We start from the raw sequence: 14,002 nt of genomic DNA on the forward strand, positions 1-14,002 counted from the left end.
GCTTCATGTGTCCAGGCCCGCCTGGACGGCATCATGAGTCCAGGCCCGCCTGGACGGCGATCACCGCGGCCTGGACCCGCGATTGCACGCCCAGCTTCATCAGCACCCGCGAGACGTGGGTCTTCACCGTCGCCTCGCCGATGTCCAGGCGGCGCGCGATCTGCTGGTTCGACAGGCCGCCGCCGAGCCCCGCCAGCACGTCCCGCTCGCGATCGGTGAGACCCGACAGGTCCGGGGTCGACGGCGCCGCCGCGCGGGGAGCGCGGCGATCACCGCGCGCGTGACCTTGGGATCGAGCACCGCGTCGCCCTCGGCGACCGCCCGCACCGCGCGGATCAGCTCGTCGCCCCCCGCCGACTTCAGGAGGAACCCGCTGGCCCCCGCCGCGAGCGCGCCGAGCACGTACTCGTCCAGGTCGAACGTGGTGAGCACGAGGACCGCGCTGTCGGTCTCTGCCACCACCGACGCGGTGGCCGCGAGGCCGTCCACTCGCGGCATGCGCACGTCCATGACCACCACGTCGGGCCGCAGGGCCCGGGCCTGCCGTAGGGCGGCGGCACCGTCGGCCGCCTCCCCGATGACACGCACCTCCCCGGACGACTCGAGGAGCAGACGCAGCCCGGCCCGGATGGCCGCGTGGTCGTCCGCCAGGACGACGGTGACCGTCACGGCGCGACCCGCATCGGCACCGTCGCCCGGACCACCCAGAGGCCGTCGTGCGGACCGGACACCGCCGACCCGCCGACCGACTCCGCGCGGAAGGCGATGTTGCTCAATCCGTTCCCGGAGCCCTCGGTCCACGGGACACCGGGCAGGGGATTACTGGCCGTCATGGTGAGCTCCTCGGAATCGACGTCGACGGCGACCTCCAGCGGCGCGCCCGGCGCGTGCTTGGTGGCGTTGGCGATCACCTCGCCCAGGATGCGGGTGAGCACGGCCTCGACCGCAGTGGGCAGCGGCCCGTCGGGCAGGCGCAGCGCGACGGACCCGCCCGCCGCCTCCGCGCTCTCCAACAGCGGCTCGAGCGACTCCAGCGTGGTGCGCACCGCGGCGTCGCCGGGGGAGGTGAGCAGGTTGATCGTGGCCCGCATCTCCTCGAGCGCCGCGAGGCTGCCCGACCGGATCGACTGCAGGACAGCGGGATCGCCCGGGGCGCGCTGCGCGGCGTCGGAGAGGATCGCGACCGCCGACAGGTGCCCGGCCACCGTGTCGTGGAGCTCGCGCGCCAGCCGCCGGCGCTCGTCGGCGAGGGCGTTCGCGCGACGCGCCTCGCCCTCCGCCCGCTCGGCCTCCGCGAGCTTGCGGTAGGCGAGCACCGCGCGGCCGTACCCGATGGGGGACCACAGGACCGCCGTGAGGACGAGCGTCGTGTAGATCCCGCCCTTGAGTCCCCCGACGACCGCCGCCCCGAGGCACAGCACGAGCGTGAGGGCGGCGACGGACCACGCGACCACGTCCCGCAGCCGGTCCGAGCCGGTCGCGACCGCGAGGTAGATCACGTCCGACAACGCGATCCACAGCACCACCGACGGGCCGAATGCGAAGTCCCAGGCCACCAGCGCCAGCATCAGGCCGAAGGCCGCCGCGGGCCGGTTCCGGCGAGCAACTGGATCGCCAGCGCCCCGCAGAGCAGGGCGAATTTCACCTCCCACGGGTAGAAGTGCTCGGTCTCACTACGGATCGTCCAGCCGTCCGCGATCCAGAGCAGGACGCCCACCACGGTGATCCCCACCGCGGGGACCGCGGCGTACTCCGAGGTCCACGAGCGCCGGGGCGAATCCATGCGCCCATTCCAACACAGTCCGGGTGGCCGCGGGTCCGCCGAACGGGGACGCGCGGCGCGCCGTTGGTGGGACGACGGTGCGCCCCGGCCCCGTCAGGCTGGACCGCATGGACGAACTGAACAACCCCGTGGTGTGGACCATCGCCGGCTGCGAGATCGGATTCTGGGTGCTGGTGCTGGGCGGTCTGACGCTGCGCTACGTCCTGCGGGCCCGCCGGGCCGGGATGGTGGCGCTCGCGCTGGTACCGGTGCTCGACCTGGTGCTCATCGTCGCCGTGGCGCTGGACCTGTTCCGCGGCGGCGAGGTGGATTCGCGCACCGGCTGGCGGGCATCTACCTGGGCTGCACCGTCATGTTCGGGCACCGGATGATCACCTGGGCCGACGAGCGCTTCGCCCACCGCTTCGCCGGCGCCCGCGCCGCGCCGGGTGCCGAAGCTGGGGCCGGAGCGCACCAGCAAGGAGTGGTCGGACTTCTACCGGTGGCTGGGCGCCGTCGCGATCGCCGGCGCCGTGTCGCTCGGGCTCGGTTACACGGTGGCGGACGACGCGCAGCGCGAGGCGCTCATGGGCACGTTCGGCACCCTGGGCGTGATCACCGTGATCTGGCTGGTCACCGGCCCGCTGTGGGTCGCGGGGCGGGGCGAGGAGAAATCCGCATGACAACCACGACGCTCCCGTGATCGCGTGCGATCACGAGCGCCGTGGGCCATCGAGCTGGTTGCTAGTCCAGGTAGTCGCGGAGGACCTGGCTGCGCGAGGTGGCGCAGCTTGGACATCGTCTTCGACTCGATCTGGCGGATGCGCTCGCGCGTGACGCCGTAGACCTGGCCGATCTCGTCGAGCGTGCGCGGCTGACCGTCGGTGAGACCGAACCGCAGGCGGACCACGCCGGCCTCGCGCTCGGACAGCGTGTCGAGCACGGACTGGAGCTGGTCCTGCAGCAGCGTGAACGACACCGCGTCCACGGCCACCACGGCCTCGGAGTCCTCGATGAAGTCGCCGAGCTGCGAATCGCCCTCGTCACCGATGGTCTGGTCGAGGGAGATCGGTTCACGCGCGTACTGCTGGATCTCCAGCACCTTCTCCGGCGTTATGTCCATCTCCTTGGCGAGCTCCTCCGGCGTGGGCTCGCGGCCCAGGTCCTCGAGCAGCTCGCGCTGGATGCGGCCGAGCTTGTTGATGACCTCGACCATGTGCACCGGGATGCGGATCGTGCGGGCCTGGTCGGCCATGGCGCGGGTGATGGCCTGCCGGATCCACCAGGTGGCGTACGTGGAGAACTTGTAGCCCTTGGTGTAGTCGAACTTCTCGACCGCGCGGATCAGGCCGAGGTTGCCCTCCTGGATCAAGTCCAGGAACGCCATGCCGCGGCCGGTGTAGCGCTTGGCCAGCGAGACCACGAGGCGCAGGTTGGCCTCCAGCAGGTGGTTCTTGGCACGGTTGCCGTCGCGGGCGATCCAGTTCATGTCGCGCCGGATGCCGATGGCGGGCTTCTCGCCGCGCTCGAGCCAGCGGTTGATCATCTGCTCGGCGAACAGGCCGGCCTCGATCCGCTTGGCGAGCTCGACCTCCTCCTCGGCGTTGAGCAGCGCGACCTTGCCGATCTGCTTGAGGTACGCGCGGACCGAGTCGGCCGAGGCGGTGAGCTCGGCGTCCTTGCGGGCCTGCCGCAGCGCCTCGGACTCCTCCTCGTCCCAGACGAAGTCGCCGGAGGCCTTGTCCTGCTCGGACGGCTCGTCGTCCTCGGCGTCGGCCGGAGCAGGCTTCGTGACGGCGCTCTTCGCGGCCGGAGTCTCGGTGTGTCGTCACTCGCCTCGTCCGCGTCGAGCGCGATGTCTTCCTCGGAGAGGTCGGTGGGGTCGGGATCGCCGTCGAGCTCGACATCGGCGTCCTCGTCGATCGCACCATCCTCGGCGCCGGCCGCCGAAGCGTCCTTCTTGCCCGCGGCCTTCTTCGCCGTGCGCTTCGCCGGAGCCTTCTTCGCCGCGGCCTTGGCGGGGGCCTTCTTGGCCGCCGCCTTCTTGGCAGGGCCTTCTTCGCCGCGGCCTTCTTGGCCGGGGCCTTCTTCGCGGCTGCCTTCTTGGCGGTGGTCTTCTTGGCGGGGGTCTCCGCCGAGGTGGCCGAACCGTCCACGCCGTCTGCCGACGGTGCGCTGGAGCTGGTCTGCGTCGCTGCCACTTACGCCCTTTCCTGCTGTCCGTTCGTGCACCGGCGGTCGCCTTCGGGCGCGGCAACGCCACCGGTCCCGAGCCGTGCGGGGCGTGGTGGCAGCTGAGGCGTCCGGGGGCGAGGTGGTCCGGCGTCTGGTCCGGCGTATCGACGCCGGGCCCCCATTGTAACGATTCGGTCGCTCCGCCCGCATTCACCTGCGGTCAACGAGGCGGAACCGCGGTGGATCAGGTGCGCTTGGACGCCATCGCCGCACCGACGATCCCTGCGGTGTTCAGCAACTTCGCCGGGATCACGGGGGTCTTCACCTCGAGTAGCGGAACCCATTTCTCGGACTTGCGGCCGATGCCGCCGCCCACGATGATCAGGTCCGGCCACAACAACTTCTCGTACTCGCGGAACACGCGGCTCACGTGCCCGGCCCACTTCTCGTAGCTCCACCCGCGCTTCTCCTTCACCGAACTGGCGGCACGGTGCTCGGCCTCCTTGCCCTCCACTTCGATGTGCCCGAACTCCGTGTTGGGTACGAGCGTCCCGCGGTAGATCAGCGCCGAGCCGATGCCCGTCCCCATGGTGAGCAACAGGATCACGCCGTCGAAGTCGCGGCCCGCGCCGTACCGGTCCTCGGCCAGCCCGGCGGCGTCGGCATCGTTGAGCACCGTCACCGCGCGCCCCAGGGTGGAGGTGAACAGCTCGCTCGCGTCCGCACCGATCCAGCCCGGATCGATGTTGGCGGCGCTGCGCACCGTGCCGTTCGTCACCACGGCGGGCACCGTGATGCCGACGGGGCCGTCCCAGCCGAAGTGGTCGATCACCTCGCGCACGGCGCCGGCGCACGCGCCGGGGTGGAGGGCTGCGGCGTGAGCACCTTGAACCGGTCGCCGACCAACTCGCCCGTGTCCAGATCGACGATGCCGCCCTTGATCCCACTGCCGCCGATATCGACACCGAAACCCAGATTCTCCGTCATTGCCTGCTCCGCATTCCTCGAAGTGCCGGACCCGCACGCGCCGTGGGTGCCCCCAACGCTGTCAAACTACCGTGGATTGTGGTTCTGTGGAGGCCGTGCAGCAGGACCGGTGGGAGTTGTCCGAGATCGCCGTCACCGTCGCCCGGGAGGCCGCGGTCCGCGTGGCGTCCCGTCGGACGGAGGTGTTCGGCGCCAACGCATTCGACGGGCCGGGGGAGTCCCCCGACGGCGTTGCGACCAAGTCGACCCCGACCGATCCGGTCACCGTCGTCGACACCGAGACCGAGCGGTTCGTGCGCGAGCGCCTCGCGGAGCTCCGCCCCGGCGATGCCGTCCTCGGCGAGGAGTACGGCGGTGAGGGGTCGGAATGCGGAGGCGTGCGATGGGTGGTCGACCCGATCGACGGCACCGTCAACTTCCTCTACGGGGTGCCCGCCTACGCGGTCTCCCTCGGTGCGCAGGTCGACGGGGTGTCCGTGGCCGGCGCCGTCGCCGACGTCGTGCGCGGCACCGTCTACGCCGCCGCGCTGGGCGGGGCGCGCGCGAGATCGCCCCCGACGGTGCGGTCCGCGAGCTGCGCGCCAACCCGATCACCGACCCGGGGCTCGCGCTGGTGGCGACCGGATTCGGGTACTCGCGCGATCGCCGGGAGAAGCAGGGCAGGGTGCTGGCGCAGGTCCTGCCGCAGGTGCGCGACGTGCGGCGGATCGGCTCCGCGGCGCTCGATCTGTGCATGGTGGCGGCGGGCCGCGCCGACGCGCACTACGAGCACGGCCTCAGTCCGTGGGACTGGGCGGCCGGGGCGCTGATCGCGCAGGAGGCGGGCGCCACGGTGATCGTGCCAGCACACGATTCGACCAGCGCGGACGGTGCGCTCACCCTCGCCGTGGCCCCTGGCATCGCAGACCGTGTGATCGCGATCCTGCGCGACGCGGGCGGCCTCGACGACCTGTAGCGGTTACCGGCTGCAGGACTGGTCGTGCACCGCGGCGACCAACGCCGGGTTCGCGCCGCCGTCCGTCGCGCCCGACGGGGCCGCGCGTAGGATGCGCAGGATCTCCTGCGCGTCGGTGCTGGGTTCCAGGTCGGTGAAGAACGTCCCCAGCACCAGGTCGACGGACGCGGAGCGGCGACCGTCGTTGATCAGCTCCGCGCACGGCGCGATGATCCAGGCCGCGGCCGCGGCGGCCCGCCCGGCATCGCCGAAACGGAGTTGGGCCTGGCACTCCATCTGCTGGTACACGGTGTCGTTGGCGTACCCCTCCGTGGCCGGAGCGGCGAAGCCGTAGTCGGCCAGCTTGTTCAGCGTGGTCTCCGCGCGGCCGGCCTGCCCCGACGCGTTGAGGACGCGGACCGTCGTCGACGCGAGCGGAGCGGGGCGTACCGAGACCATGTCGCCGGGGGCCACCACCTCGAACTGCGCGGGCGCCGGCGGCGGGGTCGTTGCGCCCGCCCGGGCCGGGGTCGCGGGCGTCGTGGAGGACGACGGTGCCGGCGGGGACGGGCACGACACTGGTGCCGCGGCCTCCTCCTGCGAGGACATCGCGCGCGCCCACGTACCGATGGCGACGACGGCGAGGACCGCGATCACGATGAGGACCGGCAACATGTTGCGGCGCCGGAACGGCTCGCCGTTCCGGTCGAACCGCCGGCCCGTGCCGGTGAGCTGGGAAACCACGGCCCCGACTGTACGTCAGAGGTGTTCGATCCGAGCGGAGGCGGCGCCGGGTGCGCGGCCGGGAATCATTGCGTCCGATCACGCGTTAGACCGGCTGCACGACGCGGAATCGGAGCGCTCGGATCAATATCGTGACTTCGGTACCGATGTGAGCTACACTCTGGGCCGCTCGCGCGGCAAGACGCGGCCCGGCGGTCTCGGAAACCCCGAGACCGGGGGCACGAGCGAAGGATGGGGATGACACGGTATGGCAACTGATTACGACGCGCCGCGGCGCTCCGAGGCGGACGAGATCTCGGAGGATTCGCTGGAGGAGCTCAAGGCCCGCCGCAACGAGGGCCAGTCCGGCACGGTCGATGTCGACGAGGGCGAGACGGCCGAGTCGTTCGAGCTCCCCGGTGCGGACCTGTCCGGTGAGGAACTGAGTGTCCGGGTGGTGCCGAAGCAGGCTGACGAGTTCACCTGTACCAGCTGCTTCCTGGTGTACCACCGCAGCCGGCTGGCCGACCCGAACAGCGGCGAGCTGATCTGCATCGACTGCGCCTGACGGCGCGTGCCCACGCGGCGGGACCGGTTCCCGCCGGCCCGCGGCGACTCGCTCTCAGCCGAGCGTGGTCGCGGCGGGGATCCGGGCGAGCATCTCCTCGGGACGCCGGGTGGAGATCATCCAGTACGGCGTCGGATCGTCGGGGTCGTCGAGGACCACCACGATCATCGTCTTGATCCAGCCACGGTGGTACACGAACGCGGCGGGGTCGAGCTGTCGGCCGAGCGCGGTGCTCTTGGCCTCGGCCGGAACGGCCGCGGCCCGCGACACCAGTTCCAGCGGCAGGTGCGCGTTACCGGCCCACAGCTCACCGTCGCGCACCCCGACCGAGCCGCGGCCCATCGACCACAGCAGCACCGCGATCACCGCGATCACGATGACGAACGCACCGATCATCCAGGTTGCCCAGTTCGCCGCGAGAGTGATCTCGAAGCAGATCAGGCCCGCCACGACGGCGCCCGCGAGCCACCAGTACCACGGCACTGTCAGCCGTTCGAAGTACCCGGTCCCGGCGTTCGAGGTCTTCACTGTTCGATCGTGTGCCACCCCACCAGCGTAGTCTGCAACGCATGGTCAGCCAGATACCCCTACTGCGGCTCGACGAGGGCCTGCCACTTCCCCAGCGCGCACACCCCGGCGACGCGGGCGTGGACCTGTACTCGTCCATCGACGTGCGGCTCGAACCGGGCGCGCGCACTCTGATCCCCACGGGCGTGGCACTCGCGCTTCCGTACGGCACCGTCGGGCTGATCCATCCGCGGTCGGGGCTCGCCGCGAAGCACGGCATCACCGTCGTGAACACCCCCGGCACGGTCGACGCGGGCTACCGCGGCGAGATCAAGGTGTGCCTGCTCAACACCGACCGCGAGGCCGCGGTCGAGATCAAGCGCGGCGACCGCATCGCCCAGCTGCTCGTCCAGCGCGTGGAGCTGCCCGACTTCAAGGAGGTCTCGTTCCTGGACGAGACGGACCGCGGCACCGGCGGCTACGGTTCGTCGGGCGGGCACGCCAGCCTCGAGCCGTCCCAGTAGTCGAGCGCCGATCTTCCGCGCCCCAGTCATCCGCCCCCACGAATCAAGGAGCACCACTCATGGCCTTCGGCCGCCGCAAGTCCGGTAAGCAGCGCAGCAGCGCGAGCGTCGACCCGTACGCCTCGATCGGGCAGCCCGAGCACCACACCGCCCCCGCGCCGCCGGAGGAGGACGAGGTGCAGGAGCTCGGCACCGGTGCCGGCCCGTACGACCTGGCGGCCCTCGAGGACACCGAGGGCATGGAGGAGGGGCGCCTCGATCTCGGCTCGATCATCCTCGCGATGCCGCCCGAGTCGCAGCTGCAGGTCGAGATGAGTCCCGAGGGCGCCCCGGTCGGCGTCCACCTCGACACCCCCGCCGGCCGCGTCACGCCCGGCGTCTTCGCCGCGCCGCGCTCGGGCAACCAGTGGCGCGAGGTGGTCACCGAGCTCGCGGACTCGCTGCGCGAGAACGGCGCCCAGGTCACGATCGAGGACGGTCACTGGGGCCGCGAGGTGGTGGGTACGCAGCCCGACGGCGTTCTCCGCTTCATCGGTGTCGACGGTCCGCGGTGGATGGTCCGGTTCGTCGTCGCCTCGCCGCTCGAGACCGCGGATCAGGCCGCTCAGATCGCGCGCGCGATGCTGGCCGAGACCGTGATCCGCCGCGGCACCGACCCGCGTCCGCCTCGCGACCACCTCGAGATCGAACTCCCCGCCGAGCTGGTGCAGCAGCTGCAGCAGGCGATGGCGGCGCAGGCACAGCAGCAGGAGCAGGCCGCAGCGGCGATCGCCGCGCAGGTCGCGCAGCGTGCCGCAGCCGACGGGCCCGCGGCCCTGCGGCAGAGCAACCAGGACCGGCTCACGCAGGGCTCGGCCCTGTCTCGGCTCAACCAGCAGCAGAAGTAAGGCCGTCGAGCCCGGCCCGGCCCAGCACGGCCGGGTCGGGGCCAAGGTCCTGCAGATCCACGACCACGGTGCGCGCCCCGGGGATCGCCCCACGCGCGCGCCGTGCCCACCGGGTGGATCAGGTCACCGTCGGCGCCCACGACGACGGTGCGCGCCCTGAGCCCGGCCAGCGCGGCCTCCGTCGGCGCGACGTAGCCCGCCGCCTCGCGCAGCGCGGCCGCGAGGAACGAGCCGTGCGCGGCCCACGACCGGGTCAGCTCCCGCGCCAGCCAGGCGGGGCTGCCGGCCCGCATCCGCGCGATCGCCTCCGCGGCGCCGAGGTCGTCGACGGTGCCGGCGGTGACGCTCGCGGAGAGCGCGGCCGGCGTGTCCGGTCCCGCGGGGCCGGACCACGGCGGCAGCGTGAGCACCAGCGCCACCTCCGCGTCCGGGTTCTCGAGCGCCCAGCTCGCGGCCACGGCCGAGCCCAGCGACACACCGCAGGCCAGCAGCGGACCTCTCGACGCGGCCGCGTCGAGCGCGGCGCGGTACCCGGCCACCACCGAGGGTGGCATCGCGTCGACGGCCACGGTGCGCGCGCAGCGCTCCGCGAGCGGAGCGAACGCGCGCCGCACGAAGTCGGCGTCGGACCCGGACCCGGGCAGGAGCACTGCGGTGTGCGCGGCGAACTGCATGGCACGAGCATGCCAGTAGGGTGGTCGGGTGACGGATGGTGCTGAACAGGACGCCCGGGCGGCGGCGCGCGAGACCGCCGAGCCCTCTCAAGGAGCAGGTGCTCGAGCAGATGGGCGGCTGGCAGGGCATGGTGTACTCGGCCCTGCCCGTGGTGGCATTCGTACCGGCCAACGCGGTCTGGGGCTCACGGGCGGCGCGATCGCGGCGCTGGCGGTCGCCGCGATCGTCGCGGTGGTCCGGATCGCCACGAGGTCGTCGATCCAGCCCGCGATCTCGGGATTCTTCGGGGTCGCGGTGTGCGTGGTGATCGCGATGCTCGTCGGCGGCAACGGCAAGGGCTACTTCCTCTACGGCATCGTGATGCAGGCCGTGTTCGCGGTCGCGTTCGCAGTGTCCCTGCTCGTTCGGCGGCCGCTCGTGGGCGTGCTGTGGCACCTGTTCTCCGAGCGCAAGCAGGACGCGGACGGCGCCGCGCCGGACGCCGGAGCGGCGGCGGGCCAGCACGACTGGCGCGCGGACCGGCGCCAGTACCGGGCGTTCGCCTGGCTGACGGTCCTGTGGTTCGTCATGTTCGTGGTCCGCTTCGGCGTCCAGTACTACCTGTACGTGGGCGACAACGTGGGTGGGCTCGGCGTGGCCCGGATCCTCATGGGCTGGCCCATGTTCGCGGTCGGCGTGCTGATCACCTTCCTCGTGGCGCGGAGGCTCACGCATGCTCACGGTGAGTGACGCCCTCGAACTGACCTGCGGGGCGCCGGGGCACGGCGGGTTCGTCATCGCCCGGCACGAGGGTCGTGCGGTGTTCGTGCGCGGCGCGCTGCCGGGGGAGACGGTGCGCGCCCGGGTCACCGAGGTGAAGAAGTCGTACGCCCGCGCGAGCACGATCGACGTCCTGGAGGCGTCGCCGCACCGGGTGCCCGAGGCGTGCGCCGCGGCCGCCGCCGGTGCCGGTTGTTGCGACCTGACCTTCGCCGATCCCGGTTACCAACGCGCCCTCAAGGCCGAGGTGCTCGCGGACCTGCTGGTGCGGTTCGGCGGGTTCGCCCCCGGCGCACTCGAGGTGCCCGTCGAGCCGCTCTCGAACGCCCCGGTCACCGGGTGGCGGCACCGCGCGCGGCTGGTGGCCGACGGTGCCGGCCGGCTCGGCCAGCACGCCTTCCGCAGCGACGCCGCGGTCGTCGCGCCGTGCGCGCAGCTGCCGATCGCGCTCGTCGACCTCGCGAACGACCTGCGCGCCGAACCCGGCACCGAGGTGGCGCTCGTCCTCGACGACGTCGGTGCGGCGCATGCCGCGGTACCGGCGCGGCGCGGCCGGCCCGTTCAGGTCCTCGCGGGCGAGGCGCTCGCCGAGTACCGCGTCGGTGCGCGGGCCTGGCGGGTCCCCGTCGGCGGGTTCTGGCAGGCGCATCGCGACGCGGCGACCCGCTACTGCGCGGACGTGGCCGCTGCGGTCCGCGCGCACGGCGGCGAAGGACATGCCTGGGACCTGTACGGCGGCGCGGGAGTGTTCGCGGCGACGCTCGCCGATGAGGGGTGCACCGTCGATGTGGTGGAGACGTCGGGCGGCGCGATCGCCGCGGGCAAGCAGGCCCTCGGCGACCTCGCCCCGGTGCGCTTCCACCGCGGCGAGGTCGCCGCGCGGCTGAGGGGCTGCGCGCACCGTCGGTGGTGGTCCTCGACCCGCCCCGCACGGGGGCCGGGAAATCCGTCATGGCGGCGGTGGCCCAGGCCGGGCCGCGGGCCGTCGTGCACGTCGGGTGCGACCCGGCGGCGTTCGCGCGCGATCTCGGCGCGGCCCGGGATGCCGGGTACGCCGTGGCGGGGCTCATGGCGTACGACGCGTTCCCCGGGACGCACCACCTCGAGGCGATCGCGGTGCTGGTGCCCGGGGTGCAGGACCGGCGCGGCCGGTAAAGTGGGCGAGTACGAATCCCGGAAGGAGCGGCACGGCGGTATGAATCTGCTCAGCAGCATCGATTCCCCGCGCGACCTGCGAGGGCTTGACCAGGGGCGGCTCACGGAGCTGGCCGGTCAGATCCGTGACTTCCTCGTGGAGAAGGTCTCGGCGACCGGCGGCCACCTGGGGCCGAACCTCGGTGTCGTGGAACTCACGCTCGCGATCCACCGCGTCTTCGATTCGCCGCGCGACCCGATCCTGTTCGACACGGGGCACCAGGCGTACGTGCACAAGGTGGTCACCGGCCGGCGCGAGATGTTCGACACGCTGCGTCAGGCCGGCGGCCTGTCGGGCTACCCGTGCCGGGCCGAGTCGGAGCACGACTGGGTGGAGTCCTCGCACGCCTCGGCGGCGCTCAGCTACGCCGACGGCCTGGCCAAGGCGTTCGCCCTGAAAGGCGAGGACCGCACCGTCGTCGCCGTGGTCGGCGACGGCGCTCTCACCGGGGGCATGTGCTGGGAGGCGCTCAACAACATCGCAGCGTCGGAGCGCCCCGTCGTGATCGTGGTCAACGACAACGGCCGCTCCTACGCGCCCACGATCGGTGGGCTCGCGACGCACCTGTCCGGCCTGCGCACGCAGCCCGAGTACGAGCGGCTGCTCGGCGAGGCGCGCGCGCGGCTGCGGCGGGTGCCGGTGGTGGGGGAGCCCGCCTACTCGGTGCTGCACGGCATGAAGGCCGGCATCAAGGACATGGTGAGCCCGCAGGCGCTGTTCGCCGACCTGGGCCTGAAGTACGTCGGGCCGATCGACGGGCACGACGAGGCGGCCCTCGAAGCGGCGCTGCGGCGCGCCAAGGACTTCGGCGGCCCGGTGGTGGTGCACGCCATCACCCGCAAGGGCAACGGCTACGAGCACGCCGAGAATCACGAGGCCGATCAGATGCACGGCATCGGCGTCATCGACCCGGCCACGGGGCTGCCCATCAGCGGGGCCGGCGGCGGGAGCCAGGACTGGACCTCGGTGTTCTCGGAGGAGCTGATCGCCCACGGCGAGCGGCGCGCCGACGTCGTGGCCATCACCGGTGCCATGGCGGAGCCGACGGGCGTGGCCGAGTTCGGCCGCAAGTTCCCGGACCGGATCTACGACGTGGGCATCGCCGAGCAGCACGCGCTCACCTCCGCGGCCGGGCTCGCCCTGGGCGGGATGCACCCGGTGGTCGCGCTGTACTCGACCTTCCTCAATCGCGCGTTCGACCAGTTGCTGATGGATGTGGCGCTGCTGAAGCAGGACGTGACGATCGTCCTCGACCGCTCGGGCGTCACCGGCCCCGACGGCGCGTCCCACCACGGCATGTGGGACCTGTCGCTCGCCGCGATCGTGCCCGGTCTGCGGGCCGCCGTCCCGCGGGACGCGGCGCGGCTGCGCGAGGAGTTCGCCGAGGCCCTCGACGTCGCCGACGCGCCCACTCTGATCCGTTATCCCAAGGGCGGGGTGCCGGCCGATCTCGATGCCGTGCGCCGCCTGCCCGACGGTGCCGATGTGCTCGTCGGCGCGGGGCCGGCCGACGTGCTCATCGTGGCCGTGGGGCCGTTCGCGCACACCGCGGTGGACGTGGCCGGGCGCCTGCGCGATCAGGGGATCGCCGCCACCGTCGTGGATCCGCGCTGGGTGCTGCCGGTTCCCGCGTCCGTGGTCGACCTGGCCCGCGCGCACCACCTCGTCGTGACGCTCGAGGACAGCGGCGTCGCCGGCGGCGTGGGCGCGGCTGTGACCGCAGCCCTGCAGCGAGAGGAGGTCGACGTGCCCACCCGCGTGCTGGGCATCGAGCAGCGCTTCCTCGACCACGCGTCGCGCGGCCAGATCCTCTCCGAGCTGGGGCTGACCCCGTCGGAGATCGCGTTCCGCATCACCGGCTGGGTCACGGCGTGCACCCCGGCTGCGGTCCCCACGACCAACGGCGCCGTGGCACCGGAACAGGTCCGCGGGCTCCGCTGAGCCCCTAAGCCGAGGCCAGGGCCGCGGCGACGGCGGGCACCGTCAGGCGGCGCTGCCAGGCGCGGGCACCGGACCCGGCCAGGGCGTCGTCGACTCGCGTGACGCCGGACGCCGTACCCTCCCAGCACAGCTGCCGCACCGCGTCGGTGGGCAGCAGGTTCTCGACCGGCACGGACACCTCGTCGGAGATCTCCGCGAGGGCCGCTCGGACCCGGGCCAGACGGTCCGCCGCCTCGGGATTGACCGCGCCCATCGGTTCGCGGCGGGGGTGCCGTTGCGCGGGCCGTGCTGGGGCGGCAGGTCGGCGTCGGGGAGCGCGTTCGCGCGGTGGATCGCGCCGAGCCAGCGCTTGGCCGAGCGCTTCA

12 protein-coding genes and 6 pseudogenes are annotated in these 14,002 nt (G+C 72.6%); 10 read left to right on the forward strand and 8 right to left on the reverse strand.

Annotated elements, in window-relative coordinates; all coding sequences use genetic code 11:
* Nucleotides 1–31 precede the first annotated feature (31 nt).
* From MTP03_RS09700 to MTP03_RS09710, 3 genes and pseudogenes are all read right to left on the reverse strand, one after another.
* Nucleotides 32–669 (reverse strand): annotated as a pseudogene (locus tag MTP03_RS09700) (response regulator).
* Nucleotides 666–1,568, reverse strand: coding sequence for a sensor histidine kinase (locus tag MTP03_RS09705; RefSeq protein ID WP_248491751.1), 903 nt, complete (start codon nt 1,566–1,568; stop codon nt 666–668). Before MTP03_RS09705 ends, MTP03_RS09700 begins: the two are co-directional and overlap by 4 nt.
* Nucleotides 1,568–1,783 carry a hypothetical protein gene (locus MTP03_RS09710; RefSeq protein ID WP_248491752.1) on the reverse strand — a complete coding sequence of 72 codons (216 nt, stop codon included), beginning with the start codon at nt 1,781–1,783 and terminating at the stop codon, nt 1,568–1,570. The genes MTP03_RS09705 and MTP03_RS09710 overlap by 1 nt, the downstream gene beginning before the upstream one ends.
* 107 nt (nt 1,784–1,890) lie before the next feature.
* Between MTP03_RS09710 and MTP03_RS09715 the strand changes: the two are divergent.
* Nucleotides 1,891–2,445: pseudogene (locus MTP03_RS09715) on the forward strand (hypothetical protein).
* Nucleotides 2,446–2,506: 61 nt separating this feature from the next.
* Here the strand turns inward: MTP03_RS09715 and MTP03_RS09720 are convergent.
* Both MTP03_RS09720 and ppgK read right to left on the reverse strand, forming a co-directional pair.
* Nucleotides 2,507–3,963 (reverse strand): annotated as a pseudogene (locus MTP03_RS09720) (RNA polymerase sigma factor).
* A 218-nt stretch (nt 3,964–4,181) separates the two neighbouring features.
* A pseudogene (gene ppgK / locus MTP03_RS09725) lies at nt 4,182–4,924 on the reverse strand (polyphosphate--glucose phosphotransferase).
* Between the two features lie 86 nt (nt 4,925–5,010).
* Between ppgK and MTP03_RS09730 the strand changes: the two are divergent.
* Nucleotides 5,011–5,879 (forward strand): annotated as a pseudogene (locus MTP03_RS09730) (inositol monophosphatase family protein).
* Nucleotides 5,880–5,882: 3 nt separating this feature from the next.
* Here MTP03_RS09730 and cei read toward each other — a convergent pair.
* A complete protein-coding gene (gene cei, locus MTP03_RS09735; RefSeq protein ID WP_248491753.1) occupies nt 5,883–6,602 on the reverse strand; it encodes an envelope integrity protein Cei in 720 nt (239 codons plus the stop codon).
* A 247-nt stretch (nt 6,603–6,849) separates the two neighbouring features.
* Between cei and MTP03_RS09740 the strand changes: the two genes are divergently transcribed.
* Nucleotides 6,850–7,149, forward strand: coding sequence for a DUF4193 domain-containing protein (locus MTP03_RS09740; RefSeq protein ID WP_248491754.1), 300 nt, complete (start codon nt 6,850–6,852; stop codon nt 7,147–7,149).
* A gap of 54 nt (nt 7,150–7,203) precedes the next feature.
* Here the strand turns inward: MTP03_RS09740 and MTP03_RS09745 are convergent, their stop codons facing one another.
* Complete coding sequence (locus tag MTP03_RS09745; RefSeq protein WP_248491755.1) at nt 7,204–7,677, reverse strand: DUF3093 domain-containing protein; 474 nt, start codon at nt 7,675–7,677, stop codon at nt 7,204–7,206.
* Between the two features lie 41 nt (nt 7,678–7,718).
* On the opposite strand from MTP03_RS09745, the gene dut reads away from it, so the two are divergent.
* The 7 genes and pseudogenes from dut to dxs all read left to right on the forward strand — a co-directional run bounded on the left by dut (nt 7,719) and on the right by dxs (nt 13,637).
* Nucleotides 7,719–8,180 (forward strand): dUTP diphosphatase, encoded by a 462-nt coding sequence (gene dut, locus MTP03_RS09750; RefSeq protein WP_248491756.1) that lies wholly within the window; start codon nt 7,719–7,721, stop codon nt 8,178–8,180.
* A 59-nt stretch (nt 8,181–8,239) separates the two neighbouring features.
* Entirely contained in the window at nt 8,240–9,067 is an 828-nt protein-coding gene (locus MTP03_RS09755) for a DUF3710 domain-containing protein (protein ID WP_248491757.1), read from the forward strand.
* A 339-nt stretch (nt 9,068–9,406) separates the two neighbouring features.
* A complete protein-coding gene (locus tag MTP03_RS09760; RefSeq protein WP_248491758.1) occupies nt 9,407–9,760 on the forward strand; it encodes a hypothetical protein in 354 nt (117 codons plus the stop codon).
* Between the two features lie 9 nt (nt 9,761–9,769).
* A complete protein-coding gene (locus MTP03_RS09765; protein ID WP_248491759.1) occupies nt 9,770–10,471 on the forward strand; it encodes a DUF3159 domain-containing protein in 702 nt (233 codons plus the stop codon).
* Nucleotides 10,455–10,562, forward strand: a pseudogene (locus MTP03_RS09770) (hypothetical protein); the annotation flags it as partial. The gene MTP03_RS09765 and the pseudogene MTP03_RS09770, both read left to right, overlap by 17 nt.
* An 890-nt stretch (nt 10,563–11,452) precedes the next feature.
* Nucleotides 11,453–11,656 (forward strand): hypothetical protein, encoded by a 204-nt coding sequence (locus MTP03_RS09775; RefSeq protein WP_248492113.1) that lies wholly within the window; start codon nt 11,453–11,455, stop codon nt 11,654–11,656.
* Nucleotides 11,657–11,696: 40 nt separating this feature from the next.
* Complete coding sequence (gene dxs / locus MTP03_RS09780; protein ID WP_248492114.1) at nt 11,697–13,637, forward strand: 1-deoxy-D-xylulose-5-phosphate synthase; 1,941 nt, start codon at nt 11,697–11,699, stop codon at nt 13,635–13,637.
* Between the two features lie 4 nt (nt 13,638–13,641).
* Here dxs and MTP03_RS23600 read toward each other — a convergent pair whose 3' ends face one another.
* A complete protein-coding gene (locus tag MTP03_RS23600) occupies nt 13,642–13,890 on the reverse strand; it encodes a hypothetical protein (protein ID WP_371820936.1) in 249 nt (82 codons plus the stop codon).
* Nucleotides 13,891–14,002 lie beyond the last annotated feature (112 nt).

The sequence above is a fragment of the Tsukamurella sp. PLM1 genome (genome assembly GCF_023168325.1).
Classification (GTDB): domain Bacteria; phylum Actinomycetota; class Actinomycetes; order Mycobacteriales; family Mycobacteriaceae; genus Tsukamurella.

Bases quoted from the DNA above. Each gene is read 5' to 3' on its own strand.
- MTP03_RS09705 (WP_248491751.1), bottom strand. From the start codon at position 1,568: ATGCTGGCGCTGGTGGCCTGGGACTTCGCATTCGGCCCGTCGGTGGTG.
- MTP03_RS09710 (WP_248491752.1), bottom strand. From the start codon at position 1,783: ATGGATTCGCCCCGGCGCTCGTGGACCTCGGAGTACGCCGCGGTCCCC.
- MTP03_RS09740 (WP_248491754.1), top strand. From the start codon at position 6,850: ATGGCAACTGATTACGACGCGCCGCGGCGCTCCGAGGCGGACGAGATC.
- dut (WP_248491756.1), top strand. From the start codon at position 7,719: ATGGTCAGCCAGATACCCCTACTGCGGCTCGACGAGGGCCTGCCACTT.
- MTP03_RS09755 (WP_248491757.1), top strand. From the start codon at position 8,240: ATGGCCTTCGGCCGCCGCAAGTCCGGTAAGCAGCGCAGCAGCGCGAGC.
- MTP03_RS09775 (WP_248492113.1), top strand. From the start codon at position 11,453: ATGGCGGCGGTGGCCCAGGCCGGGCCGCGGGCCGTCGTGCACGTCGGG.
- dxs (WP_248492114.1), top strand. From the start codon at position 11,697: ATGAATCTGCTCAGCAGCATCGATTCCCCGCGCGACCTGCGAGGGCTT.
- MTP03_RS23600 (WP_371820936.1), bottom strand. From the start codon at position 13,890: ATGGGCGCGGTCAATCCCGAGGCGGCGGACCGTCTGGCCCGGGTCCGA.